General features: G+C 49.5%; 32 protein-coding genes and 1 pseudogene. 3 read left to right on the forward strand and 30 right to left on the reverse strand.

Annotated elements, in window-relative coordinates:
• Window positions 1-21: 21 nt before the first annotated feature.
• From FE848_RS14525 to FE848_RS14630, 22 genes are all read right to left on the reverse strand, one after another.
• Entirely contained in the window at window positions 22-1,560 is a 1,539-nt protein-coding gene (locus FE848_RS14525; RefSeq protein ID WP_200204474.1) for a glutamate synthase-related protein, read from the reverse strand.
• Window positions 1,561-1,587: 27 nt separating this feature from the next.
• Complete coding sequence (locus FE848_RS14530) at window positions 1,588-2,841, reverse strand: glycerophosphodiester phosphodiesterase family protein (RefSeq protein ID WP_200204476.1); 1,254 nt, start codon at window positions 2,839-2,841, stop codon at window positions 1,588-1,590.
• Window positions 2,842-2,914: 73 nt separating this feature from the next.
• Complete coding sequence (locus FE848_RS14535) at window positions 2,915-3,700, reverse strand: DeoR/GlpR family DNA-binding transcription regulator (RefSeq protein WP_200204478.1); 786 nt, start codon at window positions 3,698-3,700, stop codon at window positions 2,915-2,917.
• A 16-nt stretch (window positions 3,701-3,716) separates the two neighbouring features.
• Window positions 3,717-4,490, reverse strand: coding sequence for an HAD-IIB family hydrolase (locus FE848_RS14540; RefSeq protein ID WP_200204480.1), 774 nt, complete (start codon window positions 4,488-4,490; stop codon window positions 3,717-3,719).
• 17 nt (window positions 4,491-4,507) lie between these two features.
• Window positions 4,508-5,317 carry a phosphonate ABC transporter, permease protein PhnE gene (gene phnE / locus FE848_RS14545; protein ID WP_200204482.1) on the reverse strand — a complete coding sequence of 270 codons (810 nt, stop codon included), beginning with the start codon at window positions 5,315-5,317 and terminating at the stop codon, window positions 4,508-4,510.
• Complete coding sequence (gene phnE / locus FE848_RS14550; RefSeq protein WP_200204485.1) at window positions 5,311-6,129, reverse strand: phosphonate ABC transporter, permease protein PhnE; 819 nt, start codon at window positions 6,127-6,129, stop codon at window positions 5,311-5,313. The genes phnE (FE848_RS14545) and phnE (FE848_RS14550) overlap by 7 nt, the downstream gene beginning before the upstream one ends.
• Window positions 6,126-6,929 carry a phosphonate ABC transporter ATP-binding protein gene (gene phnC, locus FE848_RS14555; RefSeq protein WP_200204487.1) on the reverse strand — a complete coding sequence of 268 codons (804 nt, stop codon included), beginning with the start codon at window positions 6,927-6,929 and terminating at the stop codon, window positions 6,126-6,128. Before phnC ends, phnE (FE848_RS14550) begins: the two co-directional genes overlap by 4 nt.
• A 53-nt stretch (window positions 6,930-6,982) precedes the next feature.
• Window positions 6,983-7,975 carry a phosphate/phosphite/phosphonate ABC transporter substrate-binding protein gene (gene phnD, locus FE848_RS14560; protein ID WP_200204490.1) on the reverse strand — a complete coding sequence of 331 codons (993 nt, stop codon included), beginning with the start codon at window positions 7,973-7,975 and terminating at the stop codon, window positions 6,983-6,985.
• Between the two features lie 255 nt (window positions 7,976-8,230).
• Window positions 8,231-8,725, reverse strand: coding sequence for a hypothetical protein (locus FE848_RS14565; protein ID WP_200204492.1), 495 nt, complete (start codon window positions 8,723-8,725; stop codon window positions 8,231-8,233).
• A 155-nt stretch (window positions 8,726-8,880) separates the two neighbouring features.
• A complete protein-coding gene (locus FE848_RS14570) occupies window positions 8,881-9,504 on the reverse strand; it encodes a 2'-5' RNA ligase family protein (RefSeq protein ID WP_200204494.1) in 624 nt (207 codons plus the stop codon).
• 80 nt (window positions 9,505-9,584) lie between these two features.
• The gene (gene cysK / locus FE848_RS14575) at window positions 9,585-10,556 is read right to left on the reverse strand and encodes a cysteine synthase A (RefSeq protein ID WP_200204497.1); all 972 of its coding nucleotides are present in this window, start codon (window positions 10,554-10,556) and stop codon (window positions 9,585-9,587) included.
• A 26-nt stretch (window positions 10,557-10,582) separates the two neighbouring features.
• Entirely contained in the window at window positions 10,583-10,831 is a 249-nt protein-coding gene (locus tag FE848_RS14580; protein WP_200204499.1) for a DUF3297 family protein, read from the reverse strand.
• Window positions 10,832-10,927: 96 nt separating this feature from the next.
• Complete coding sequence (locus tag FE848_RS14585; RefSeq protein ID WP_200204501.1) at window positions 10,928-11,344, reverse strand: hypothetical protein; 417 nt, start codon at window positions 11,342-11,344, stop codon at window positions 10,928-10,930.
• 39 nt (window positions 11,345-11,383) lie between these two features.
• Window positions 11,384-12,469 (reverse strand): glutathione S-transferase family protein, encoded by a 1,086-nt coding sequence (locus FE848_RS14590; RefSeq protein WP_200204503.1) that lies wholly within the window; start codon window positions 12,467-12,469, stop codon window positions 11,384-11,386.
• Between the two features lie 49 nt (window positions 12,470-12,518).
• The gene (locus FE848_RS14595; protein ID WP_200204505.1) at window positions 12,519-12,851 is read right to left on the reverse strand and encodes a hypothetical protein; all 333 of its coding nucleotides are present in this window, start codon (window positions 12,849-12,851) and stop codon (window positions 12,519-12,521) included.
• A gap of 77 nt (window positions 12,852-12,928) precedes the next feature.
• Window positions 12,929-13,510, reverse strand: coding sequence for a zf-TFIIB domain-containing protein (locus FE848_RS14600; protein WP_200204508.1), 582 nt, complete (start codon window positions 13,508-13,510; stop codon window positions 12,929-12,931).
• A gap of 18 nt (window positions 13,511-13,528) precedes the next feature.
• Window positions 13,529-13,915 (reverse strand): DoxX-like family protein, encoded by a 387-nt coding sequence (locus FE848_RS14605; protein ID WP_200204510.1) that lies wholly within the window; start codon window positions 13,913-13,915, stop codon window positions 13,529-13,531.
• Window positions 13,908-14,345 carry a thiol-disulfide oxidoreductase DCC family protein gene (locus FE848_RS14610; RefSeq protein ID WP_200204513.1) on the reverse strand — a complete coding sequence of 146 codons (438 nt, stop codon included), beginning with the start codon at window positions 14,343-14,345 and terminating at the stop codon, window positions 13,908-13,910. Before FE848_RS14610 ends, FE848_RS14605 begins: the two co-directional genes overlap by 8 nt.
• Window positions 14,346-14,392: 47 nt before the next feature.
• Window positions 14,393-14,950, reverse strand: coding sequence for a porin family protein (locus tag FE848_RS14615; protein WP_200204515.1), 558 nt, complete (start codon window positions 14,948-14,950; stop codon window positions 14,393-14,395).
• Between the two features lie 180 nt (window positions 14,951-15,130).
• Window positions 15,131-15,463 (reverse strand): YnfA family protein, encoded by a 333-nt coding sequence (locus FE848_RS14620; protein ID WP_200204517.1) that lies wholly within the window; start codon window positions 15,461-15,463, stop codon window positions 15,131-15,133.
• Window positions 15,464-15,535: 72 nt separating this feature from the next.
• Window positions 15,536-16,231 (reverse strand): aspartate/glutamate racemase family protein, encoded by a 696-nt coding sequence (locus tag FE848_RS14625; RefSeq protein WP_200204519.1) that lies wholly within the window; start codon window positions 16,229-16,231, stop codon window positions 15,536-15,538.
• A gap of 17 nt (window positions 16,232-16,248) precedes the next feature.
• Window positions 16,249-16,524: a hypothetical protein gene (locus tag FE848_RS14630; RefSeq protein WP_200204522.1), complete on the reverse strand. Its 276-nt coding sequence runs from the start codon at window positions 16,522-16,524 to the stop codon at window positions 16,249-16,251.
• A 208-nt stretch (window positions 16,525-16,732) separates the two neighbouring features.
• Here FE848_RS14630 and FE848_RS14635 point away from each other — a divergent pair, with 208 nt between their 5' ends.
• Window positions 16,733-17,287 carry an alcohol dehydrogenase catalytic domain-containing protein gene (locus FE848_RS14635; RefSeq protein ID WP_227715366.1) on the forward strand — a complete coding sequence of 185 codons (555 nt, stop codon included), beginning with the start codon at window positions 16,733-16,735 and terminating at the stop codon, window positions 17,285-17,287.
• Here FE848_RS14635 and FE848_RS14640 read toward each other — a convergent pair.
• A pseudogene (locus FE848_RS14640) lies at window positions 17,268-18,838 on the reverse strand (IS3 family transposase). The gene FE848_RS14635 and the pseudogene FE848_RS14640 overlap by 20 nt on opposite strands.
• Before the next feature lie 78 nt (window positions 18,839-18,916).
• Here FE848_RS14640 and FE848_RS14645 point away from each other — a divergent pair.
• The gene (locus FE848_RS14645; RefSeq protein WP_227715367.1) at window positions 18,917-19,546 is read left to right on the forward strand and encodes a hypothetical protein; all 630 of its coding nucleotides are present in this window, start codon (window positions 18,917-18,919) and stop codon (window positions 19,544-19,546) included.
• 35 nt (window positions 19,547-19,581) lie between these two features.
• Here FE848_RS14645 and FE848_RS14650 read toward each other — a convergent pair whose 3' ends face one another.
• The 4 genes from FE848_RS14650 to FE848_RS14665 form a co-directional block, all read right to left on the reverse strand.
• Window positions 19,582-19,782 carry a hypothetical protein gene (locus FE848_RS14650; RefSeq protein WP_100640324.1) on the reverse strand — a complete coding sequence of 67 codons (201 nt, stop codon included), beginning with the start codon at window positions 19,780-19,782 and terminating at the stop codon, window positions 19,582-19,584.
• Between the two features lie 58 nt (window positions 19,783-19,840).
• Window positions 19,841-20,209 (reverse strand): hypothetical protein, encoded by a 369-nt coding sequence (locus tag FE848_RS14655; RefSeq protein ID WP_200204524.1) that lies wholly within the window; start codon window positions 20,207-20,209, stop codon window positions 19,841-19,843.
• A 95-nt stretch (window positions 20,210-20,304) separates the two neighbouring features.
• Window positions 20,305-21,279 carry a hypothetical protein gene (locus tag FE848_RS14660; RefSeq protein ID WP_200204526.1) on the reverse strand — a complete coding sequence of 325 codons (975 nt, stop codon included), beginning with the start codon at window positions 21,277-21,279 and terminating at the stop codon, window positions 20,305-20,307.
• Window positions 21,280-21,370: 91 nt separating this feature from the next.
• Window positions 21,371-21,709 carry a hypothetical protein gene (locus FE848_RS14665; protein WP_200204528.1) on the reverse strand — a complete coding sequence of 113 codons (339 nt, stop codon included), beginning with the start codon at window positions 21,707-21,709 and terminating at the stop codon, window positions 21,371-21,373.
• A gap of 298 nt (window positions 21,710-22,007) precedes the next feature.
• Between FE848_RS14665 and FE848_RS18910 the strand changes: the two genes are divergently transcribed.
• Window positions 22,008-22,142 carry a hypothetical protein gene (locus tag FE848_RS18910; protein ID WP_265091943.1) on the forward strand — a complete coding sequence of 45 codons (135 nt, stop codon included), beginning with the start codon at window positions 22,008-22,010 and terminating at the stop codon, window positions 22,140-22,142.
• Between the two features lie 27 nt (window positions 22,143-22,169).
• Here the strand turns inward: FE848_RS18910 and FE848_RS14670 are convergent, their stop codons facing one another.
• From FE848_RS14670 to FE848_RS14680, 3 genes are all read right to left on the reverse strand, one after another.
• The gene (locus FE848_RS14670; protein WP_200204530.1) at window positions 22,170-22,562 is read right to left on the reverse strand and encodes a hypothetical protein; all 393 of its coding nucleotides are present in this window, start codon (window positions 22,560-22,562) and stop codon (window positions 22,170-22,172) included.
• A gap of 115 nt (window positions 22,563-22,677) precedes the next feature.
• Window positions 22,678-23,055 (reverse strand): Rap1a/Tai family immunity protein, encoded by a 378-nt coding sequence (locus FE848_RS14675; RefSeq protein WP_200204532.1) that lies wholly within the window; start codon window positions 23,053-23,055, stop codon window positions 22,678-22,680.
• A gap of 511 nt (window positions 23,056-23,566) precedes the next feature.
• On the reverse strand, window positions 23,567-25,168 hold the full coding sequence (locus FE848_RS14680) for a DUF262 domain-containing protein (RefSeq protein ID WP_200204534.1): 1,602 nt from the start codon (window positions 25,166-25,168) through the stop codon (window positions 23,567-23,569).
• Window positions 25,169-25,330 lie beyond the last annotated feature (162 nt).

Below are 25,330 nucleotides of genomic sequence, written 5' to 3' on the forward strand. Positions count from 1 at the left end.
GATGAGTGATGGAAAAGTTGATCAGGGTTCAATAAACCCTGAAAACTTTACTCCTGATAACAGAGCCATCTCCCGATGCCAAGTTGCCAAATCGTCACTGTTGAATGAATTCAACGAATCGTGGCCACAAGCTCTGGCCATCACTTGCATCAACTCTACAGAGGCTTCAAAGAAATTCCTGAGCTGCCCGGCGGATTTTTCGACGTTCAAACGCTGCCGAAGATCTGCTTTTTGTGTGGCTATACCGGCAGGGCAGTTGTTTGTATTACACATGCGTGCAGCGACACAGCCTATTGATTGCATGGCGCTGTTTGCTATGGCTACGCCATCGGCGCCCAAAGCCAGGGCCTTCACGAAATCCATGGGTGTGCGCAGGCCACCGGTAATAATCAGGGTAACGTCGCCACCCACGCCTTGCTCATCCAGATAGCGCCGTGCCCTTGCAAGGGCTGGTATGGTTGGCACACTGATGTGATCGCGGAACATTTCCGGCGCCGCACCTGTGCCGCCGCCACGACCGTCCAATATGATGTAGTCAGCACTGGCATCCAGAGCAAACTGAATGTCCTTTTCAATATGGTTGGCGCTGAGTTTGAAACCAATGGGAATGCCGCCCGTTACCTCACGCACGCGATCGGCAAATTTCTTGAAATCTGCAGCCGTGTGCAAGTGTGCAAATGTTGGGGGAGATACAGCAGGCTCGCCTTCGGGAATACCGCGAACCTGTGAAATTTTACCGACGTTTTTATTGCCTGGCAGATGGCCGCCAGTACCGGTTTTTGCGCCTTGCCCACCTTTGAAGTGGAAAGCCTGAACATCTTTCAGTTTTGCTTCGTCATACCCGAATTGCGCACTCGCCAATTCGTAAAAATAGCGGGAGTTAGCGGCCTGTTCCTCTGGCAGCATTCCGCCTTCTCCAGAGCAAATGCCTGTCTCTGCCATTTCGGCGCCTTTCGCCAAAGCCAGCTTGGCTTCCTCAGACAGGGCTCCGAAACTCATGTCGGAAACAAGCAGGGGAATCTTGAGCTTCAGCGGCTTTCTGGCTCTGGGCCCGATAACCAGCTCGGTACTAACTGGCACATCTTCAAGCAGAGGCTGTGTAGCCATTTGCGCCGTCATCACCTGAATATCATCCCAGTGCGGCAGCAAATGACGGGGCACCCCCATGGAGGTCATAGGACCATGGTGCCCCATCTTTGATAAGCCATCTCTGGCCAGTTGATGTATGAACTCGACCGTAGGTTCCTCAACAGTGGCACTTGCCACGGGAATCTCACTTGCTCCCGCTTTGATGCCAGGCCCTTCCTTGCCAACTGCACTGGCATCAAACTGCTTATGAGTACCATCGCAAAACGGCAGATTTGCCGAATGTTTGCACTGGCACAAATAGGCATCACCAGATTTTTCAGCCGTGAAGGGTTTTGGATTGAACTCAGTTCCCACGTGGGAACCGTCGCAAAACGGCTGTTTGCTGGAACGGCCACAGGTGCAAAAGTAGTATTCCTCGCCGTCTGCAAGATCCACTTTTACAGGCCTGTTATTCGCTACGATCGGGTTCATTAATTAACTCCAGGGTTCAGCGTCAGCTTATATGCCCATGCAGTTGGCGTAGTAGGTTGTAGTGGCCGGCCAGTCTGAAAAAATGCCGATTACACCCACTTCCTGAGCCAACACATCAATCACTGTGAACATGTCACCGTCATTGTTGATGGCATCGGTTACGCTCTGATAGTACCACCCGCCGCCAGAGTTTAGTGGCCCGCTGCGCTCAAGCGACCAGCCAATCAGGTCAAGGCCTGCGGCTTTGGCGTTGAGAGCGTACTCGGAAGGTACAATTTCGTTGTTGCTGTTCAGGGTCAGCATTTTCCAGATTGCAGGTGCCAGAACAGGAACCCCTTGCTGAACGAGCTTCTCCATGTGTTCCAGGGATACGTTTTCAGGGGAGTGGTCGTCTTCATCAAGGAATACTGCCTGTTTTCCGAATTCAGGCGTTTCGTTTACCCAGAAAATCACGTCTTCCAGCAGGAACGATTGAGGCCAAACATCGGAGGGGCTAACGCCCGCCTGACGGTATTCATTGATCATCTGGCGCGCATAATCCTGCTGTGTGTACTCGCCTTCAAAAGGCATATCAACCACCGGGGTTTTCAGTTCCGGTGTAAATTGAACGCCCAACTCTTTGAGTAGTTCAATGCTTTCGCGATGGCTTAGCAAGGTACCGTTTGTTGAATATAAATCGGTTCGCCAGGCTGCAGTGCCGCCCAGATATTCCTCCGGGGTCGTTGCATCCGGGTTAAATGCGTCCATCTTTCCCCTGAGCGATTTAAACTCAGCCAGTGTAATGTCGCTTGTGCGGCATTCAGCTTCTGCTTTTGTGCCTGTGGCCGGATCTGCAGGGGTGAAAGGCTTTGTGCACTTGGCGTTCAATTCCGGTACAGCCACTATGTTGGTGGTGGTGTGCAGATCATTCTGGGCGTGGCGGCACACAAGTTGCCTGTCCTTGGTAAAGGCCACGTCGCACTCTACAATCCCGGCCCCCATTCTGGCGGCAGCTATGTAGGATTCGCGGGTATGCTCGGGAAACTGCATGGGGGCACCCCGGTGGCCGATAGAGAAGGTCGACGACGTTACCGGCTTGGATTCACACGCTTGCAAGGACTGCTTCAGCTTGCCCTCATCCATGTTGTTAACCAGGAAGTAAGGCCGTGGCCCAAGCTGAACCAGCGCCTGGCCATCTGTAGGGGTGGCTTCAGGTGCGTTGGTATCGTGGTGCATGCTGCTGCAACCAGACATAACCGCAAGAGAGCCAACTAGCAAAGGAAGGTACAAAGTGCGTTTCATGACAGAATCCTTCTGTATTTTTTGTTTAGGTTTGTAGTTCCGAGCTGAACATTAGTAGCCACCTCTTTAATGGTCAACTAATCACAGGTTGTGATTCGTCGCACTCAATAATGGCTATAGAAACGGGCAGATTGGCCCGTTGTTTCCGGGGTACGGAATCGGTATAAAAACGGTCAACATACTTGAACGTTGCGACCTTGCAGTGTGAATTCAGAGTCCATTTTCTGTGGTCTGCCACAAGCATACGGGTTCTGGTATTTGCAATGATTGCACGGCTAACTTCAGCCTCGCGGATTTCGTGATCCATCAAGCCTTGTTCCAGGTCCATACTTCCGGCACTGAAAATACCAAAGTCGGTTGTGAAAGAACTGAAGAAGCTGGTGACCTCGGGGCCAACCACATCGTGATGGTTGTGCCGGTACATGCCACCCGACACGATAACCTCAATACCCGGGTTGCTCGATAGGGCTGCTGCTACGCTGAGGTTGTTAGTCAGTATTCGAAGGGATTGATGATGAATCAACGCTTTCGCGACCTGCTCAACCGTACTGCCAACACCCAGACTAACGGTAGCGCCTTCCGGAATATCTGCCGCAACGCGTTTAGCCATCAGTTGTTTGACTAGCTGATGGGTGGGTTGTTCATCATGCAGGTAGGCCAGGTTAGAAGCGGGTTTTGCTGGCGGCAGGCTGACACCGCCATAACGGCGCCGTAACAAACCCAATTCGCACATCTTGTTGATGTCGCGACGAATGGTTTGCGTGGTGACGCCAAAGCGCTGAGCTATGTCTTCAACTTCGACATGCTCCTGTTCATGCACCCATTCCAGGATGCAGCGCTGGCGTTCTTTGGCACTCATCAGATTAGGTGCTCGGTCAGGTGCGATGTTGCAGCCAGGCCTCTGCCATTTCAGCAAAGCCCAAACCCGAGGGCTGGCTGACAATTGCCGCGGGCTGATGGGTCATAACGGGTAAATGCTTACGAATATTGGCTACACCAACACTCATCGGAAAACTGCGGAACATGCTCTCGTCGTTGGGTGCATCACCAATGAAAACAGAGCGCTTCTGCAAGGACTCGATATCCAGCCCCAGTAACTCCTGGCCCACTCGAAGCGACATAGTGGATTTGTCGAAATCGCCGAGCCAGATATTGATGTGGATAGAGCTTTGGCGAACGCTGAAGCCCTGAGCCACCAGAGGATCGTGAATCGCAGCTACCTGTTCAGGTGTCAGCGATTCCTGCTGGTTGTAGTCCACGGCAACGTCTACAAAACGGAAGGGTTGGTCTGTGGCCAGCTTGGCCTCGAAGTCCAGATCCAACGCGGCAACCGCATTCAAGATGGCCTGCTGGTCGCGGCGGTGTTTGGCCTCGTTTTCCCAGAAGTGCCAGCTAACTGTTTGTGGGGCAGTGCGTTCGGCATAGAAGGCTCCGCCTTCACCAATAACCGCTTTTACTGGCCAGGTACGAATGATCTGATCACACCAGCCAGCGCAGCCTCCGGTTACCGGGATGATACTGATGCCGGCCTCTGCCAAACGGCAGATAGCCTGATAGGTCTCTGGCAGAAGCCGGCCACCGGTGGTGAGCGTATCGTCCACATCGGTGAAGAGAATGTCGGCCTTGCCAAAATCGATACTGTCTTTCATAGAATCGGTTTACCAGGTCAAATTACTTTTTTGCGCAGGACGCTGGTCAGCGCCTCGCCCAGAATGACCAACACAACGATTGCGAGCAGGATAGTTGCAACAGTTTGCCAAGCAAACATGTCGATGGAACCCTGTAACAGCACCCCGATACCACCAGCACCCACCAAGCCCAACACAGTGGATTCACGGATGTTGATATCCCAACGCAGAATAATGATGGCAAAAAAGGCCGGCATTACCTGAGGCACAATCGCATACAGAACCACCTTCATTTTGCTGGCACCGGTTGCTTCCATGGCTTCCACAGGGCGGCGGTCAATCTCTTCAATAGCCTCGCCCATAAGCTTGCCGATGAAGCCGACGGAGCGGAACATAACTGCCAAAATACCGGCCAGCACACCCGGGCCAAAAATCGCCACGAACAGCAAAGCCCAGATAATGGTGTTAACAGAACGGCTGGAGACAAGAATGAACCGGCCAATCCACAGCGTGACCTTGTTCGGAGTGGTGTTCTGCGCCGCAATGTAAGACACCGGCAAAGCGATGAAAATCGTCAGCATGGTGGACAGAGTGGCTATGTGCACTGTTTCCAGCATGGCGGAGAATATTGCATCCCACCTGCTGAACTCCGGCGGCCACATACGAGCGCCCAAACTTTGGATCTGGTTGGGCGCATCCCACACCCAGGGCCAAAAAATATCAATGTCGCGCACGGCCCATACAACAGCCATCAGGGTGACCAGATAGACCGCATAGCGCGTTAGCTGTTCTTTTCGGTCGTAGCGTGACCAGACTCGATCGGCCAGTTTTGCAGCGTGATCTACCATACTTTTTTCCTCACCCATCCGCTCAAGCCTTCACTGACTAGAATGATCGCAATAATCATCAGCAAAATGGCAAAGGCGAAATCGTAATCGTAACGTCCGAATGCGTTCATCAGCGTGCCACCAATACCGCCGGCGCCCACAATACCTACCACGGCTGAAGCACGGAGGTTGCTATCGAGCTGATACATAGACAAACCGATCTGGCGCGGCATGATCTGCGGGAAAACCCCATAAACCAGAATCTTCATGTAGCCGGCACCAACAGAACGCATGGCCTCAACCTGACCCCAATCGATTTCCTCAATTTCCTCAGCCAGCAACTTCGCAACGAAGCCGATGGAGTAAAGGGTCAGGGTAAGAATGCCCGCCATTGGGCCAAAGCCAACCGCCGCAACAAACAGGATAGCGACGATAACCGGGTGAAAACTGCGGGAGACGATAATAAGAGTCCGCCCCAGGATGTATACGGGAAGGGGCGCTACGTTACGAGCCGCCATAACCGCAATGGGTACAGACAGCAGAACGCCCAGCATGGTTGCCAAAAAGGCAATCTGGAAGCTTTCCTTGAATCCCGTCCATAACAGCCCTGCGCGTTCAAAGCTGGGAGGGAAAGCGCCGCCAAAAATTTTGCCTGCACGAGGCAAGCCTTCAGCGATACGCTGCCAGTCAAAGGGCAGTGTTGAGAATGCCCAGTACAAGTAGGCCAGGGTAATAGCGACCAATCCATAACGAATCCAGGGATTTGTTATGAAAGGGGGCTTTTTCCAGACCCTGCCCGATTGTACATCGGATGCAGTTCTGCCGGGTGTCATGCTGAAGCCTCCTCGGTTGAGGATGCTTGCCCACCTTGATCACCGGCATCTTCTTCCGGCGATTCGATGCCACCGTAAATGGCATCCAGAGCATCCTGGTTGAAGTCTTTGGGTTCACCGTCAAAAATCATCTGGCCATGACGCATGCCGACAATGCGGTCGGTATACATACGAGCCTGAGTAACGTTATGAATGTTGATCAGTACAGGCAGGGACATTTCACTGGCAAGGCTTTGCAGCAGGCTCATGATTTGCTGCGAGGTTTTCGGGTCCAACGAAGCGGTGGGCTCGTCAGCCAAAAGAATCTCGGGCTCTTGCATTAGAGCGCGTACTACGGCAACACGCTGGCGTTCACCACCAGACAGTTGGTCGGCACGTTTATCGGCGTAGTGGGCGATACCCACCCGCTCCATGAGGCTGAATGCGCGGTCTATATCCGATTGCGGAAAGCGGCGAGTCAGAGCCTGGAAGAAGGACACATAGCCCAGTCGACCAGAGAGCACGTTTTCCATAACAGTTAACCGGTCAATCAGGTTGAAGCCCTGAAAAACCATACCGATGCGGCGGCGAGAATGGCGCAGGTCGCTTCCGCGAAGATTGACCAACTCGTGGCCGTTCAGCTTGATCGAACCCGAAGTTGGCTCGACCAACCGGTTAATGCAGCGTAACAGAGTGCTTTTACCGGCACCGGATGCGCCGACGATGGAAACAACACTGCTACCATCAACCGTCAGATTCAGGCCTTTGAGCACAGGTTCGTTTTGCCCGTAACGTTTTACGAGGTTGGTAATCTCTAACATGTGATTAACTCCGGGTAGAGCCCCTGGCGGTTAGCCAGAGGCTCTTGGTCTACTTATTTAAGGTTGTCGCGGGTGTACTGGACGCCGTTGGAGGCCTGGATGGTGCGGATGACCTTCCAGTTATCTTTGTAGTTGATCGGAACGAAGGTCTCTACGCCTTCAAACTCGTCGCCCAGCTCAGTGCCGGCGAACTGGAAGGTATAAAACGCTTCGCGGATCTTCTCGACCAGATCCGGGTGCAGATTGTGAGCATGGTTGTAAGACGTTGTCGGGAAGCGATCAGATTCCCAAACCAGACGCACGTCGTCTGTGTCATACAGCCCGCGAGCCGCCATACGCTCAACGACTTCCGATGCTACCGGAGCTGCATCGTAGTCTTTTGCGACCACACCCAGCATGGACTGGTCATGGCTACCTGAGAAGGAAATCTCATAGTCTTCTCCAGGTACGATGCCCATCTCAGGGAACAGGGCCCGTGGAGCCTGGTTACCAGAGTTAGACGTTGGGGAAGTGTGAGCTACGCGCTTGCCCTTCAGATCTTTCATCTCATGAATATCTGAATCAACGTGGGTGAACACCTGCAACGTATAACCAAACTGACCTGTTTCTGAACCCATCAGCGCAAAAGGAACCGCACCAGCCAGGTTTACCGCGAAAGGCGTTGGGCCAGTGGAGAAGCCAGCAATATGCAGACGGCCACTGCGCATAGCTTCTACTTGAGCTGAGTTGGACTGAACAGCAAAGAAGCGAACATCACGGCCGGTCACTTCCGAAAGATGATCGATAAACGGCTGCCAAATATCGGAATAAATGGCGGGGTCTTCAACCGGGGTGTAGGCAAAAATCAGGGTGTTGGGATCGTTCCACTTGGACTTGTCCGCAGGCAAGTCTGCAACCATGTCGCCATTTTCATCGCAATACAGAGTATCCAGTGCGCCTCTCTCGCAGTCGGCAAACGCCTGACCGCTGAAACTTGCCATCAAAACGGAAGCCGCTAAGGCAGCAGAGGGCAGTACCCCGGGAAGCTTTTTTTTATGGAAATTCATTGTGATTCTCCGTCGGGAGCGGTCCAAGCATGGGGTTCCATGCGGTTTAATTGAACATCTGGGGAGGGCCGACTCCAATTGGTTTTTTATTGCTAGATGTTCAATTGAACATTCATAGTAGCAGCAACTTGCCATGAGGCAAGACCGGGAGTGCATGAAATGAAGACACAACCTGAGAGCAAACGCGGGAAGAGAGGAACAAATGGATGCAGCGGTGGATGTGACAGCGCCATTCCACCGCTATTTGGGAGGGACTTACTGGTAAATAACTTCTCTTTTTGAAACCAGGCAAATGTTGTCGTTTGTGCCTTGAGCAGAGAGGTAAATGTTTACGGTATCATTTTCATTTTTCAGAATTAGGGTCTTGCCGTTCATGGTGCCTACATAGGCCCAGTCACCGAACACCTCTTCTCTGGTGAGCATGCAGGACTTTGGTAACGCAAAGGTTTCAACATAGGTGGTGTCGCATTTGCCTGATGACGTAGGCGCGGCAATCACAGTTACATGGGAATCGCCATCAGAGTAGCCCTTGCTCGACAAGGAAGCATAGAGGCGGTTATCCGGGTCGCCTGAGTTCCAGGTTGAATGGGTTGCATGGTTTTTATCACCAATAATGAAATCACCCATCTCTGCCAGAGGTGCCACACACTTTACAACACCATTCTTGACGGCCTGGGATTCAATAACCGTGGTATCGGCATTGGCATTCAAAGCAAACAAAACAGAAGCGGCCAAAAGGATTTTCTTCATTGTGTCTCCAAAATAAAACCAGTCTTCGCATAGTCTCAGCCGCCAGAGTGGCCGGCAGTTAAAGGTTGCGCTAACCCTAGCCCAAAGCAATTGTAACGGGAACACGGAACCCCTGAATTTTGCAGTGTTTTACGGAACCTTATCAACCTGCCTGGTTAACTAGCCTGGGGTGCCAGTTTTATGCGATGTAAAACTTCATAAGGGCCTTGCACCTCCCTGGTTTTGTATTGTGCGAATACAATTTCATTAACCATAAACTCGATATCCGGCGAGAGTATTCCGGACATTTCTTTCACTATGCATGAAGTGGAATGTGCCTGGTTGTAAAAGCCCAGTGTGACGTGCGGCGTGTAGGGTTTCGGGTTTTGCTGGTGCTCAACAGTGTTGAGGCAGTTTCGGATAGAGCTCAAATAACCGCGTGGGTCAGCAATTTCCAGATAAGGGCAGGTGGCAAAGCTGTTGCACCTTGCTAACTGCAATGGGAAAGGCCGCAGATTGGCAGCCTCCAGTTGCTCAATGGTTCTGATTATTGACGGTGCAAGCGAAGGGGTGTCTTTCAGCAAGCCTTCCAGGGCTAACGTAATATGAGGCTGGCGTTGGTAGCCAGGATGCAAACGGTGGGAAAGATATTCCTGGTGAGTGTGTATTTTCTCGAGACAATCAGAACCTGTTGTTTCAATCGCCCAGAAACCAAAGTGCTCAATGCCTTTGTGCCATTCTTGGAAATCTCGCAACTCAGTAGCGTAGGTCGTTTTACGGTTCAAAAAGTCGGAAAACATAATCGAACGACTGGGTTCTGAGTTTTGGGTTGCATAATGGCGCCCCAACAAGACTCGGAGCGCCATTATGAGGTGGCGTTTTACTGCACGTTTTCCGTATCGCCAAACTGCTCGGCAAACAGGGCGCTGGAGAGGTAGCGCTCGGCAGAATCCGGCAGAATGACCACAATGTTCTTACCTTTGTGTTCAGGCTGCTGGCCAACCCGGACAGCGGCAACCACTGCCGCACCACAGGAAATGCCGCACAGAATGCCTTCTTCCTGCATCAAGCGGTGGGCCATGGCCATGGCGTCTTCATTGGTGACTGTTTCCACCTGATCAACCATCTCCAGATCCAGATTCCCTGGCACAAAGCCAGCGCCAAGGCCCTGGATTTTGTGCGGTGCCGGCTTGAGGGCCTCGCCATTACGCACTTGGGTGATGATAGGGGAGTCGGCAGGCTCAACAGCAACCGTCGTAATGGCCTTGCCTTGGGTATTCTTGATATAGCGAGATACGCCCGTAAGCGTGCCGCCGGTGCCTACGCCCGCAACAAAAATATCCACGGCACCATCAGTGTCGTTCCAGATTTCAGGGCCGGTGGTGTCTTCGTGAATTTGCGGGTTAGCCGGGTTATTGAATTGCTGTGGCAGAAAGTACTTTTCAGGCTCGGCCGTTGCCAGTTCTTCTGCTTTGGCAATCGCGCCAGGCATGCCCTTTGCAGGCTCGGTCAGCAGCAGGTCCGCACCCAGCGCTTTCAATACCTTGCGGCGCTCCAGGCTCATGGAAGAGGGCATTGTAAGAACAATCTTGTAGCCTCTGGCTGCAGCAACAAACGCCAGAGCTATGCCAGTATTGCCACTGGTGGGCTCGATAATGGTCATGCTCGGCTTCAGCACGCCCCGCTTCTCGGCATCCAGTATCATTGCCGTACCAATTCGGCATTTTACCGAATAGGCCGGGTTACGACCCTCAATTTTGGCCCAGATAGTAGCGCCATCGTTAACACGGTTCAGCCTGACCAGAGGCGTATTGCCAATAGACTGAGAGTTATCTTCAAAAATGCGGGGCATGGGTAATCTCCTTGGCACCGTGTTGCTTAATCGTAGTAGGCCTCAACCTTACCTTTCATAGTCATCAACAGCGGCTGGCCACGACGGTCCAACGCTTTGGGGGAGGCGATTTTTATCCAACCCTCACTGATGCAGTATTCCTCAACATTGGTGCGCTCTTTGCCATTAAGCTTGATAGCAATATCGTGCACAAAAACTTCAGCGACATGGTGCGGGCTGTTAGGGTTTCTTGAAAGACGATCCGGTAGATCTGGCAGTGATTTAGTATCGCTCATGGTAGTAACCTGCATTGAATAAAAGGAGCGCCATTCTAGGCAATATGGATTTGATGCTCAATCACAGCTGTAGGGTTGCCCCCTCTGCCATCCGGTTTACTGTCTTTGGATCAAAACCCGCTGGATAATATGACCAGCGGTGCGATTTTTTGCATCGCTGGCATGCTGGTCAGCCCGGCTTCGGGCTTCTGCTTGGCTGGCACTTGATACAAAGGCCGTAAACTGTTTGGTCACGGCTTGGTGATAATTCCTGAACGCAGCTTCACAGCCCGCCTGGGCACCCTTTGCAATGTCTGAAGGGGGTGCAGATGTGATATGGCTGAAGCGGTCGGATTCACTGGCCATGCAGTCCTGATACGCCTTGTATTTCTCGTTCAGATTGGCACTGAGGGCCTTCTTTTCATCAGAGGTCAAATTCGGCGCAGGCGAGAGAGCCGCGCAGCCAGCCAGCGATCCGCACAATGCCACCACCATGGTAGCGCCCCGCCAACGGGCAGCATTAAAGAAAATCATACCTGTCAACCCCTTATATTATGTATTGAGCCTTGTGTTCTAGCTTTTATAGAGCCGGGCCCGCTTTAATTCTACCTTCACGGGTAAGGGTTCAGAAAATACGGAAGCCAGCCCCAGTTCTTGGATAAACCCTTTAAGCTCTGAAGAGCCTGCCTCCACATTTTGATTGATTCGTTGCACCATCCAATAAGGATAACTCACGTTGTAGCGCGTCTCCGATTCTCCCTCAATCGTTAACCTGGCGTCTCCAAGGCGTTGGGGTATCTTATCTTTAGCGGGGTTTTCATCTGCCCAGGATTTCACCCCCTGAATAGCTTGTTCTAACAACGGGGCCTGCAGTGATGACATTGCCTGCAAAACAGGAATCAGTGTGTCAGGTAACTCATCATTTGGGAGCAAGGCTTCACAAGGCTGACCGAATGATCCATGCATTGCCATTAGCCACGTATGAAGATGATCGTATTTTTTAATTAGATCTACCGGTTCGGGGTCACGGTGCAGGTGGGCGTATAGCTGGCCATATAATGCAAAGTCTCCAACCGTAGGATGCCCGCCCAATAGAAATTTACAGGCCTGAAAATGCTTGTTCAGCAGGGACAGAATATTTTCAACGGCCACCTCTAGCTTGGGTTCCATTTTCCTGGTGATGCCCAAAACTGGCAAATAGCCTGACATTTTCCCGGCGAATTTTTTGGCTACGGTGCGCTGTATGACGCCAGGGAAATAGGGGAGTGCATTCTTGCCGAATTCGCCAATGATAAACTTCAAGTTACCCGTGTAGTTCCAGCGGTAGTGAAGGGAGGCCATGGGTAACCATTCATCAGCAAACAGCTCCACCAACATGCTGGCAAAGGCTTGTTTTGGCGTTTCAGGGAAAACCGGTTTGAGTCGGTTTTCCGTTTCATAAACATCAATGATATGGCTTGAATCTTGTAGCACGGAGCCATCGAGCCGAAACACAGTGGGCATTATTATTTTGCCAACGGCAGGCTGCACCTTTCTGAACAATGTGTGTGCGTTGGGTGGCCTGTAGTCGTATGGAATGTTCTTGTAGTTGAAATAACTACGCACTTTTGCGGTGTATGGAGAAACATCCCACCCTAAGAGCTGGTCTTTTTTAGCCATTTTGTTCTCGTTGTTTTATGTTTTTGGCCGACGCTGATTATGCGATTCGCTAAATGATCTCCTTTACGATCATGTTTCGAACCAGCTCAACGGCATCTCGGTCGTTGCCCGCAACCGCCACCCACACCTTGCTTTTGCCTTCTCCCATAGCCAGGCATTTCACGACCACTCGGTTGCCTTTGTAGGTTCCGTAGATCCCGTATTCGTTCTCGACCTGGTTTTGCAAACCAATCTTTTGAAGGGCAAAAGAGCTCTGAATTTCACAAGCTGCAGCAGACTTGTCGAGATCTTTGAACCAGGACCAAAGTTCCGGTGCTTTATCAGGTTCTTGGGCAAAACACGTACCACTGAACAATACCAACGCCAGAATCCACTTTTTCATACACGTTCCTTGTTTCGAAAGTTAGCCTTGTCCCAGGCGTTTATAGCCAACTACAAACTGCTCGGGAGTAGGTCGTGTTAATCCGAACCTATGAACTGAACAATGGGTGATTTCTTCTCATGGTTTTTAAGCCAGTCTCTCACCTCTACAGCTTTCGCTGCATCATCTTCACCAACGATTCTTTTTAACCGCTCAAACTTCATGGATTCCATCCTTGCCCCTCGCACATTCCTTTGCCACTGGTCGGTGAAAACTTTGGGAAGCTTGTGGGCAAGCTCCAATGACTTGAGCAGCTTCCATTCACTACCGTCCAGCCATGCTTCATCACAAAAATTACAAAGATCAATACGGTTTTTATGGTCGCTCGATATAGAGAATTTAGTCATTATTTTGCTGCACTTTGGGCAGCAAAGGGCGGTTTTGGCATCGCTTTCCACGGTGACATCTGTGTCAATTTCCTCACTCTCGCCGATGGGCTGGTTTCTCTCCGCCCAATCACGATAGTAGAGCAGTGACAGCAAAGAGCCCTCACATTCCGGGCACCCCATAACGGGAAGTCCTTCTTCCATTCTCGTAGGCTTCAAATCAATATTTCTACATTTGGGGCACTGCATAAAGCTTCCTTTTTTTAAAAAGTCCTGATGCGTGGTGTGCAGCATACCGAGGCGCAGCGTTAACTATCTCTCAGTTACTTGCAGAAGATGCAAACTGGCAATTGAAAGCGCGGCGACAGCAACATTTGTTGTTACAGGGTTGAACGCGCCACCCAGAAGTAAGGGCTGAACCAGCACTACGAATGCCAGCAAGCCTACCATTGCGGCTAATGTAAGCAGCAGCGGCCAACGCTGTCGCCAAAATATCAAGATAACAACGGCCATGGCAATCTCTAACACCCCAGCGATAGTGGCCAACTGAACTGCACCAGAATGTGAAAACCCTGCCGCCATGCTCATTGCCAGCTCATCCTCATGGGGGTAGAGCAATTTCGGAATCAAGCCTTGATAGAACCAGATAAAAGCAATGGTGCCCCGGCATACTGCGTAGCTTAAAAGTGGACTATTCACCCAGGAACCTTGAATCATGATCTTTGTTGGGAATCACACAAGCATCGTAGCGACCGAACAGCTTGTAGCGGTTTAAGGCAATTCGGTCGTAGAGCCAGTCTCGAATCACTGACGGCACAACCCAACCAATGCAGGCCAATGGCCACGGCCAAGGCAGTTCACGCATTACCCTGAAAAAGGCAGTAGATTTTGTATAAATATCCGGCCCCTCGGCAAGCAGCATGGTTTCGTAATAGTCCGTCGGGAAACCGTGGGACTGAAGAATCGCCTGGCCTTCTGGTGATTGAACGGTCGCTAATTTAAATCGACGTTTTTTATCGAACCTAATGAGGAAGCGAGCCCATGCAGCGCAAAGTCGACACACGCCATCGAACAAAACCACAGGGTCCTGCGTAGCAACGTTTGGTTGGGATTGCGGTTTCTGTTTCATATTAATCTGAAAAGCCGACCTAAATGGCCGGCTATATCAATACAGCATTAGAAGAGATAAGAAGCACCGACAGAAATACCAGAAATTTCTGCACCGTCTTTATCAATATAGCTCATGTACTCGGCATTCATCTGAACATTGCTGCTAAGGTCAAAATTCGCACCAACGCCGTAAGAGATATCAGATTCAGACGCAGAAACGCTTGCTGAACCGCCTGGCCCTTTAGCAGAAGCCGTCAGCTCACCCTTGGTGAAGCCCAAAACAACATAAGGATAGATCGGCGTTTCGTTTGGAATGCCCAACACGCCATAGCCGCCAACAAGGTAATCAATTTCAACTTTAACGCTAACATTGCCAACGCTGGCGGATTCATCAGCAACGCCAAAACCCGCGCGCAACTCGGCTGCAAAATAGGGATTGACTTTGGTTCCCACTTTGGCGACCAGCGCACCCAAGTCTATGTCTTCCGAGAGCCCTTCTTCTTCATAAGTAACAAATGCATAATTCAAACCCGCATAGGCTTGTTGCACATTACCTTGAGCAGATGCAAATACTGGAGCTGCCATCAACGCAACAAAAGAGCTCGCTAAAATAATCTTTCCCATTATTCTTCCTTAAATTTCATAGTTATCAGATTTTGCGGCACCGTATCTAAGATGCTGCGAGACCATAGCAATCGCTTTTGGCATTTTCTATACATTTAACAGAGTATTGCAAAGGTCTGTGTGGTCGCGAATCTCTAGTTGTTGCCCGTACAATTCGGGTTTGAAGCGAAGCTGGGATGATTATGTAGCGCGCGGTGCAAACATAATGATAGCCATACCTACCAAGGCAACGCCGGAGCCAACCAGATCCCAGGTAGTCGGCCGAATGCCATCTACTGTCCATAGCCAGTGAATGGCCGTGAAGATATAAACGCCACCATAGGCCGCATAAACTCTGCCTGCAGCCGTGGGATGCAACGAAAGCAGCCAGGCAAATGCCGCAAGGCTTAGCGCGCCTGGCACCAGGAGCCATATGGTTTTACCCTCCCTAAGCCAGAGGTAGGGCAGGTAACAGCCAACAATCTCGGCTAGAGCGGTTACGAGGAATAGACCAACGGTTTTCAACTCAGACAAAAGAACCCGCTCCTTGGTAGTAACGTTGGAATAAGTGACGGCCCGATAACGTGCGCTTGCAGCAGCCTCTGGTTAAATCCTCCCCAAGGCATACTGAACCGCCTGCTCAGCATGTATTTCCGTGGTGTCATACAGTTTGACCTCTGTATCCGAGCCCTGAATCAAAAGGCCTATCTCCGTGCATCCCAAAATGACGCCCTGCGCACCGCGTTCAGCCAATGATGCGACAACATCGAGGTACATGGCTTTTGAATCAGGCTTGATCACACCTTGGCACAACTCATTGTAAATCACCGAATGAACACGCTCTCTTTGAGACTCATCTGGCACAACAACCTGGATACCTTGGTCCTGAAGACGCCCAAGGTAAAACGTCTGCTCCATAGTAAATCGTGTTCCCAGCAGTCCTACACAGGTTATCCCATCCTGTTTGAGCACATTGGCCGTGGCATCTGCGATGTGGAGTAGGGGGATGTTTACTGAGCGTTCAATTTGGGGAGCGACTTTATGCATCGTGTTCGTACAGAGAACCAAAAATTCTGCGCCTGCCGATTCAACCGACTGGGCGACTGATCCCAGTATTTCCCCTGTTGCCTGCCAATCCCCTTGGTGCTGCAGCGCCTCAATCTCCGCAAAATCCACACTATAGAGAACAAGTTTTGCCGAATGGAGCCCGCCGAGTTCGTCTCTGACTCTCTGGTTGATCAGGCGGTAATAAGTCTGTGTTGACTCCCAGCTCATTCCGCCAATTAGACCTATTGTTTTCATGGGATGCCTTACCGTGTTTACCAACCCCACCAGCCCCAAACTTTGGCTATAGCGCGCCAAACAGCCCCGAGAATCGATGGAAAGAGTTGCGGGAGCAGCAACGCCAATACAGCAAATACGATGATACAGCTGACAAGGTAGCTACTACTGAGAAAGCCATCCCAATAGACGGCCAGCTCCAGGTTTGCCCAGAGCCAAACGAACGCTGCGGTTGGGATAGAGAAGAATAGCGATGCGAAGAGACTGATCAACCTTGATTCAATCGGCCCACTTTGGCCGCGATTTTTTGCCATGATCGATGACTTCCTTGTGTATAAGTTCAGCGTCCGTACCCGCCTGTAATAATAAAGCAGAAGCTCGCCCCCTTCAGCTCATTGTCGGTGCTATTAGAGGGCAGTTGAACATTAATACTTGGTGAAGTGCTAATCTGAACTCAGTTTACCGCTACGATCAAGCAGTCCAGCGAAGTGACAGACGGCCTAACTTTTTCAGGAGAAGAAAATGTCGGACACCAACATCGAACTTATTTCCACCATTAGCGAAGATAACAAACTGGAACTTGCCCTGCGCGAGATCGAGATTCCCCAGCCCGGCGAAAACGAGGTGGTCATCCGCATCGAAGCTGCTCCTATTAACCCGTCTGACCTGGGAGTGATGTTCAGCGCGGCTGATATGACGACGGCCAGCCAATCCGGTAGCGCCGATCGCCCGGTTATCAGTGCCGATGTTCCGGCCAAGTTCATGGGTGCCGTTGAAAAACGGATTAGCAAGCCTATACCCGTAGGTAACGAAGGGGCGGGTACAGTTGTAGCTGCGGGCTCATCCGCCGCGGCGCAAAGCTTGTTGGGCAAAACCGTTGCGTTCATTGGCGGTGGCAGCTACCGCAAATATCTCTGTACCAAGGTGCAAAGCTGTCTGGAACTGGAGCCGGGTACGACGGCAGCCGAAGGCGCTTCAAGCTTTGTTAACCCGCTGACCGCATTAACCATGGTCGAAACCACGGCGATTTTCAACCCAGTTGTCCAAATAGCTACACCTAAGCAGCTAATTTATTAAGCTCAACTTCCTGCAATTTGCCAGGATTGAGCGATACCGGACCGGTGACTTCCCAGTTCCGGGTGTTGCCAGACCAGCGCTGAGGTTTCCGACGCTTTGCTCTTTCATAAACCATTTTCCGATGCGCCAGGCGCTGGTGATCAACACCACGATGCCGATCTGCCGGTGTCACGAAGTTGATGCCACTGTGCAGATGCCTTTCGTTGTAGGCGTACTCAAACGCCAGCATCCATTCACGCACAGCCGTGAGCGATTTAAAGCCCTTTGAGGGCCACTCCGGGCAGTATTTGACCGTGCGGAACAGCGATTCCGAGTATGGATTATCGTTGCTCACTCTCGGGCGGCTGTGCGACATCAGCATGCCCAGATCGGCCAGCCGGGCCTTGAGCGTATAAGACGTCATTGGCGCTCCATTATCAGAGTGCAACACCGGTGGTTTGTGCCAGCAGCCCTCTCGCAGCAGAGCGCGTTCAACCAGCTTTTTCGCCAGCTCTCCCGACTCCGCTTCATGGATTTCCCAGGCAATGATCTTGCGGCTGTAAATGTCCATGATCAGGTAGAGGTACCAGTGCCGACCACGCACCGCTGAAGGACAATAACTAATGTCCCAACTCCAGACCTGGTTCGGGCCTGTCGCCGTGAAGCTGGTCGGTTCCGGCACCTTGCGAGGTGGCTTCATGCGCCCTCGGTAGTTTTGTTGCTGGTGCTTTTTCAACACCCGGTAAAACGAGGATTCCGATGCCAGATAAAGCCCCTTGTCGGCCAGCGACGGCACGATCTGGGAGGGCGGTAAACTCCTGTACTCGGGTTGATTACACGCACTCAGAATGGCCACCTCCTCGGCCTGTGTAAGTTTATGGGGCTGTTCAGCCCGCTCTGCCTCCGGACGCAGATCTTCTGCAACGGTGCCGTTAGCACCTCGCCAACGCTTCAATGTGCGCTCACTCATATCGATCAACTCTGCGGCCTTGTATCGGGCTGCACCACCGGCAACAGCTTCATCGAACAGTTCCAAGAGCCTTGCACGTTCATCCAGCGGTGTCAGATATCCTCGTCGCTGTCCGGATCTTCGCCGTACAAGGCTTCGAGCTTTTTTGACAGCACCAGAAGCGACGTCGTCTCAGCCAGAGCTTTATCTTTGCGGCGCACTTCGGCCTTCAGCTTTTTGATGGTTTTCCGGGAATCCCTTTGTTGCTTCTGAGCGACTTTGTCCCGGTCTGGCTGCATGCCAGCGCCTTGCAGGCAAGCTTCTTTCCAGCGCTGCACTTGCTCTGGATACAGGCCTTTCTCACGGCAATAAGCACTGAGTTCGGCTTCGGACATAGAGGCCGTTTCCACTACAACGGCTAGCTTGGCCTCAGGGGACCAGTCTTCCCCGGTATTACGATTACCTGGCACGGGCATTCCTTGTTGTCGACACTGTTTCAACCAACTATACAGAGTCACATCGGAGATGCCTTCCTCTGCCGCCACCGACACGACACTTCGGTTCTGCGGAGGCAACAACTTCTTCAACACGGCGGCTTTACGTTCTTCGGAATAACGTGGCATGAATGCTCCCATGCCGCCCCAACTGATTAAATTCAGGCGAAATTGCCAACTGGACAACAAGGCTGACAGAGGGGGACCATGCGCGCTGAAGGTCACAAGGCCATCGTTCACGCTGCCGCCGCCTCCAACCTCGGGCAAATGCTCAACCGCATCTGCATCGCCGACGGCATCGACCTGGTCAATATCGTCCGCAAGCCAGAACAGGAAACCTTGTTGCGGGAATTGGGTGCCAAATACGTGGTTAATTCCAGCAGCGACAACTTCATGGCAGACCTGACCCAAGCACTGATCGAAACCGGCGCAACCATCGCATTCGACCCTATCGGAGGCGGTCGTCTGGCTAGCGACATTCTCACCTGCATGGAAACCGCCGTATCTCGCAACAGCACCGAATACAGCGTGTATGGAACTGACATTTATAAACAGGTTTATATTTATGGTGGGCTGGATCGCGGCCCTATCACGATAAACCGCAGCTTTGGTTTTGCCTGGGGCGTAAACGGCTTTTTACTGTTTAATGCATTAGGAAAACTGAACAAGGAGACCGCCATCGCCATGCGCAAGCGCATAGCCGCCGAGATCAAAACCACGTTCGCCAGCCACTACACTCACGAAGTATCCCTGGCTGGTGCTTTACAGCTGGATGCGATGGCGGTGTACGGCAAACAGGCTACGGGAGAGAAGTACCTGATCAGACCACAGAGCTAAGGTTTGATGTTGGCAGCACGGCCATCCCAAACTTGTCACAAGGTTTGGCTCAGGACGAGAAAGCCAACAGCGAAGTAGATAAAGATGAAGCTGTAGTACAAGAGCGGGCTGTCTTGTTTCGTGTAAAAGTTCGATTGCAGGCCTCGAGAGCCTGCAATCACTTTCCCACTGACCAATCCCCACACTCCAACCCCGATCGAGATAATTCCAAGCAGCATCAGCAATGGCTTAGGCATCTACATAACTCCCGAACTGTCAGCCAAAATGTAGTAAACGTCGCCGTACCTGTGATTGTTATGGATTTTTCCGCTCTGGGCATAGTTGCGGATACTCATCACAGGCTTCCTCATGGGCATTCAAACGTTTTTCCAGTTCTGACTGTTCATGTAACGATTGAAATCCCAGCGATACAATCATTGCCAACAAAGCTACACAGCCAGCATACAGAGCGGCGAGAACCCTTGGGGCTGGGCCAAAGAACAAGCCATATATAAAAAATAGAACAACTATTACTGCACTAATCTCTAAATAGAGAACCCCAATTCCGAGCCATCCAAAATTTCTATAAGAAAATATGGCCTGCAGCCAACCATTCGTCATAGCCAGTGCGAATACGGCTGAGAATACTACTGCGGATGCAAGGACTGTAACACCAAACTTCATAGAATTTCCCGTAGACCCATAACGCCCGCAACAGCGGAAATTTAGGAGCGCTAGCGAGTAAACTTTCCGACTGCTTGCGCTTGTTATATTTTGATTCACAGCACCCTCCAAAAGCATTCATCACTGCTCATACAATCTACACCTTTAAGGTTTTTGTCTACATCCTCAAGGAACTTAACTACTTCAGTTTTAAGAGGTGATCTATGGGCTAGCGCGAGAGCAGCAATAAATGCAAACTGGGAAACTACCTTCATATCTTCGAGAAATTCTTTCGTTTCATCGGCCGAGGCCTTCCCGTAAGTAAGATATATACCATCGCGATAGTTGGCTTTTCCCCTGTATCGAAATGCACAATGCATAAAGGCTACCGTTTTGGGAAGCCGCCTGTTTCTCTCTTCTTTGGCGATTTTAGTTCTAAAATCACTAAAATCAGCTTTTTTGAGAATTCTATCTTTGGTGAGCCATGTGTAGTATTTGGCATTTCCTGAAAGATATTCGAGGATCATACCTTTTGCGGATTCTTCAGTCTCAGGGAATGTTTTACTCAAGCTAAAACTACTGGCCTCTGGGTACTGAGGAAACAACGAGCTATATTCTTCGTTCTTTACATGTGTTGCTTTCATGTTTAGAGGGTGTGGCATTTGATCGCTCAAATTTGAACCAAATGCCCTATAAACTGATGCATGGTTATCGTCAACAGATTGGCCTGTAGATCCGAACATTGATAATGCCGAAAAATACACTGAGTAATACCAGCTAACAATTGCGCTAGGAAGCACCCATGACTCTTTGCAGAAATTCTTAGCAGAGCTTTGCAAAGAAAGGCTACCAGTAAGTGACGAGTATAACGACTCGAAAATATAGCTGCTATTCAAAGGAACCAGCTTCTTGGGGTATACCGCCTTGAAATGCCTAAGGCAAGATTCGAACTGTTCTTTAGTTGAGCTTCCGTGTTCGTTTATTATTTCGAAGCGAAGAGCCTTCATCCAATTAATGGTGCTTTGCCTAGCAAATGTCGGAACTCGGAGATCATCTTCTTTAAGAACTTCCGTGTACAGCCAGTTATCCATAATTTCTCCGAGAAATATAACGCCCGCCACACGGGCAAAGTTGAAGCGCAGCGTAAAATTTGTCCGACAGCAGCGCCTTGTTATAATTAGTTTACTCAGAAGCCAGTTTACTAACTAGCTTTGAAATACTATACATGCCACTCTCCATGTTATCGCTTAGTACACCAAATTTTTGGTATGCTGGAATTATAAGATCAAGCTTCTGAAATTCATCATGTTTGACGATTATATCCAGATAAGATTGCAATACTTCAGGCTTGGTGCTTTTTCTTACGAGATCCTTCTTCGCTTTTTCTTCATAACGACTAATTTCCAAAGCATCATCGTCATCATGTTTCACATAATAGAGTTCACGGCCGAGCCTCTTTTGTGACCACTTTAACTTGCCTAGCATCTTTTTAATTTCTTCCTGAAGCTCTGCTGTCCCCATTTGTCTCTGGCACCTCTGTTACCTTTAAGTGACTGTCCCAGCGGGGGCAGTATTCTTTAGCTCAATAGGAGTAAATTATGTCTAAAAGCTCTATGTCCAAAGCCGCTGCTGCCCGAATTCAGTCTTCGACGGCAAAAGCAAACGGTGGAGTCGTCCCGAAAGGGTCATTCGCTGCAAGAGCACAATCGGCAGCAAGTCAATCAGGTTCGAATCCCCCACCCAACGGGCCAAGTAAAACCGGCAATCCTTCTGGTGGTGGTCGAGGCAATAATCCACCAAAAAGCAAATAGGAGGATTTATGCCCGATACATCAAACATGTCTGACGAGGAGTTAGACCTCTGGTCCGACATTAACAACCCAAATAATGACGCTGATATGGATGACTGGGCTGACGCACATAATCCTAACAATGATGATTATTTAGGTGATTAAATAAGAAGTAGCTTGGGCTTGCTCAAGCTACTTACATGACTTTGCATTTTCTTCAAATGCTTTTAAAAAGCCTTTTTCATCTACCTTGTATCGAATATAAGAAATCTCGTTCATTGTGTCCTCTAAAGCACAAAGACATAACTTCTTCTTCGAGCGATAGCTACTATGGGATAACGGTTCTTTATATGAGCTAGAGCAAGCCTCCAAAACAGAGTATTCAACGTCCAGCGGATAACGATTGTCGGTTATTGCGTAATCAATAAATTGACTTCCACCATAAGCAAGTATGGCAGCTATGCCAGCTGCTTTAAGTGGTTTTTTAATCGTAAACTTCTCTATAACGCTTTCACACGTTTTGCATTGAAACTCTACTGTTGCGCCAACTTCAGCTTTATCGCCGCAACTACATGATTCTGTCATTTTTACTCCATGCTGATTTAGACTTATAACGCTGCCAGCATGCGCGGCTATGGAACGAAGGCGAAGCCGCAATGTAGTAGGCGTCGCCGTGCCTGGCTTTGTTAGATTATTTTACTTAATCGCAGGGATATGCATCCATAAATGCAGCAATTGCAAGTACCCCTTCGTGTTGATGCAATGCCTGAGGGTTATCCTTTAAATACTTAACAACTATCCGTGTAGCTTGCCCATTGTTTATACCGTCCTCTGGCCCGCAGAAAAGAGCCTCATCAGACAATCTAACTTCATAGACCGAATTCAAATTCGTGATTCCTTGCATCATCCCGAGGCAAAAGCCGATTGACCCAAAATCTGGATTCTTAGGGGGATTATCCATAAATTGGACCGCTTTATTGCACTTTTGGAGAAGCTCATTACCATCTGCATTAGCTTGAGCTGAGAAAACCAAGGGAAGAATCAGCGCCCAAAACAACGTCTTTTTGTAGTTCATCATTGATAATTCCATCTTTTTATTAATTGGAACCTTCACCCATACTTGAGCTCAACTTACCGAGCTTTGCAGTTGTTGCCTTCCCAGCGCCAAGTAACAATCTGCTTCGAATCATTGACCTCAAAGTATGTTCTGCACCAAAAATTTAGAGTTTGGCCACCAGTAGTGGTTGAATTTCCATAAACGGTATTACCAATGACGTTATATGTAGTGTTAGTTTGAGTCGGCATCGTATAACTGCCGGAACTCCCGTACACGTACACAGTATTTCCATTCGGTGCTTCGAAAGAGCTCTGAGGATAGCCCCAAGAGCTTACGAGCCGGTTTGCATCTACCCCAACCCAACTGTCCAATATTTTTTCATAATTGGCCGTTGTAGCGCAGCCTGTCAAAATACTAAGTACCAAAATTGCCAAAAATACTTTGATTTTCATAGATTCCCCTCAAAATCTAACGCTTGCATTTGCGTCTGGTTTGGAGCGCAGCGGAAAACCTGTCCGACAACGTGCGCTTTTTATATACTCTCACCACTCGCGAGTCTATTTATATCTTCAAGCATTAACCTAGCCCTTGCGTCCAAGAACTCTGGAAATTCCAAACTTGAATAGTCTACATTATCTGGACTTGGCAAATAGTTTGAATCAAATACTCGATCAACCTCACCATCGAGCTCTTCAATCAACCTTGGCAAGTACTCATTAGGATGATCATCACTAATGGTATTATTTTCTGAAGCTGCGAGCATACAGAAGTTTGCTAAGCTATTGTGTTCCCCAGGAGCTTTAATCCGCTTGAGATGGGCTTTGGGGTATATATGATGAAACTGTTTTTTATTGTAGTTTGACAGGGCAATCTCAGGATCTATTAGTGCACCGTTGGTTAAATTTCTTGGCGATTTCAACGCCAATAGAATTATAAGGGCACGTGACCGCGAGTTATTACTCCTAAACGCAAGCTTCTTAAAGTTATCTAGCGATGGGATATTCCCGAATGATTTTCTTGGCTCTTCACCGTTAACTATATATGAATCAATGGCCTCTAAATCTTGAGAAATGAATGATTCTGAAGCGCCTCTATATCTTTCAGAGAACGCGCTTAGCCAAAACCACTGCCTAACCCGCCTAACGTCATCGAGGCTTAGTGTTTTTCTTTTTGAATATACATATGAAAGAACCACTACAATTGCTTCATAAGGTAGAAAGTCCCAGCTGTAAATTTTAAATTCTGTCTTCAGTAAATCTACTGTTTTCAAAAGAGCATCTTTTGCTATTTCAACTAGTGAGTCCATGTCGTCTTTAGAAAGGTTTCTTAAAGACAATACCTGATCTTTTTTGATGCCTTTATGCTTAATAGCGGAAAGACATTTGAGAACAGTATTTCCGTCTATGTCATCAAAACCCTTTGGTTTTAAAGATGTTGCAATTTTCTGAGCCTCTTCATTTAGATCGAAATTTTCTGTCCAAGTCGCTGCAACCATCAAGTCATATGTAGAAAGGCGAGTTCCAGAACTATTTATTCTTTCGAAGATTGGACAAACCTCTTCTACAGTAAGCTCTTTCAAAGTTACAACAGGTATTCTGTAGTTGGTAATAACATCGATTAGACCATCCAACCTTGCCTGCAACACATCAGCGTTTGGATAGCTAACTAATCCAGAACGAAAATTTAACAGCTTAGTAGTGTTATAGATGATTCGAAGTGGAAACTGAGTTTGGCTAAATTCTTCTGGTGCTTCCATGAAACACTGTTCGTTAAGATCATAGACAGCATCAAAGCCATTCTGACCTTCCAACGCTCCTAATGCAGAATAGATAACGGTGAGTCTTTGCTGACCATCAAGGACGTAATCTGTTGGAGACATGTCATCAGTCTCTGGCAACTTAAATGCTCCAATGTTTCTCTCGACAGCTAAAGAATTCTTTGTCCTCCAGAGCAGTAAGCTTCCAACGGGATAGTTGCTTGAAATCGAATCAAGTAATTTTAGTGCCTGTTCTTCTTTCCAGACAAACTGCCGTTGAAACTGAGGAACCTTTATTTGCCCAGAGTTAATATCAGCAATTAAATCCTTAAGGAAAGGAGTTCCTGTTTCTAACCTACTTGCTATATTTGCTGACATAATTTTCCTTTCTATGAATGTAATTCGAAGCTTTTGGCATATAACGAGCCTGTAGAAAAACCCTTAACAGAGCCTGATCCACAGCCGCTTTGTTGTTTTTTCATAACCTGCGGTTAGCTGGCGCAAGTTCGCTCATTCGCCAGTAACACTCAAGAAATAGTA

The sequence above is a fragment of the Marinobacter sp. 1-3A genome (genome assembly GCF_016597775.1).
In the GTDB taxonomy this organism is placed as follows: Bacteria; Pseudomonadota; Gammaproteobacteria; order Pseudomonadales; family Oleiphilaceae; genus Marinobacter; species Marinobacter xiaoshiensis.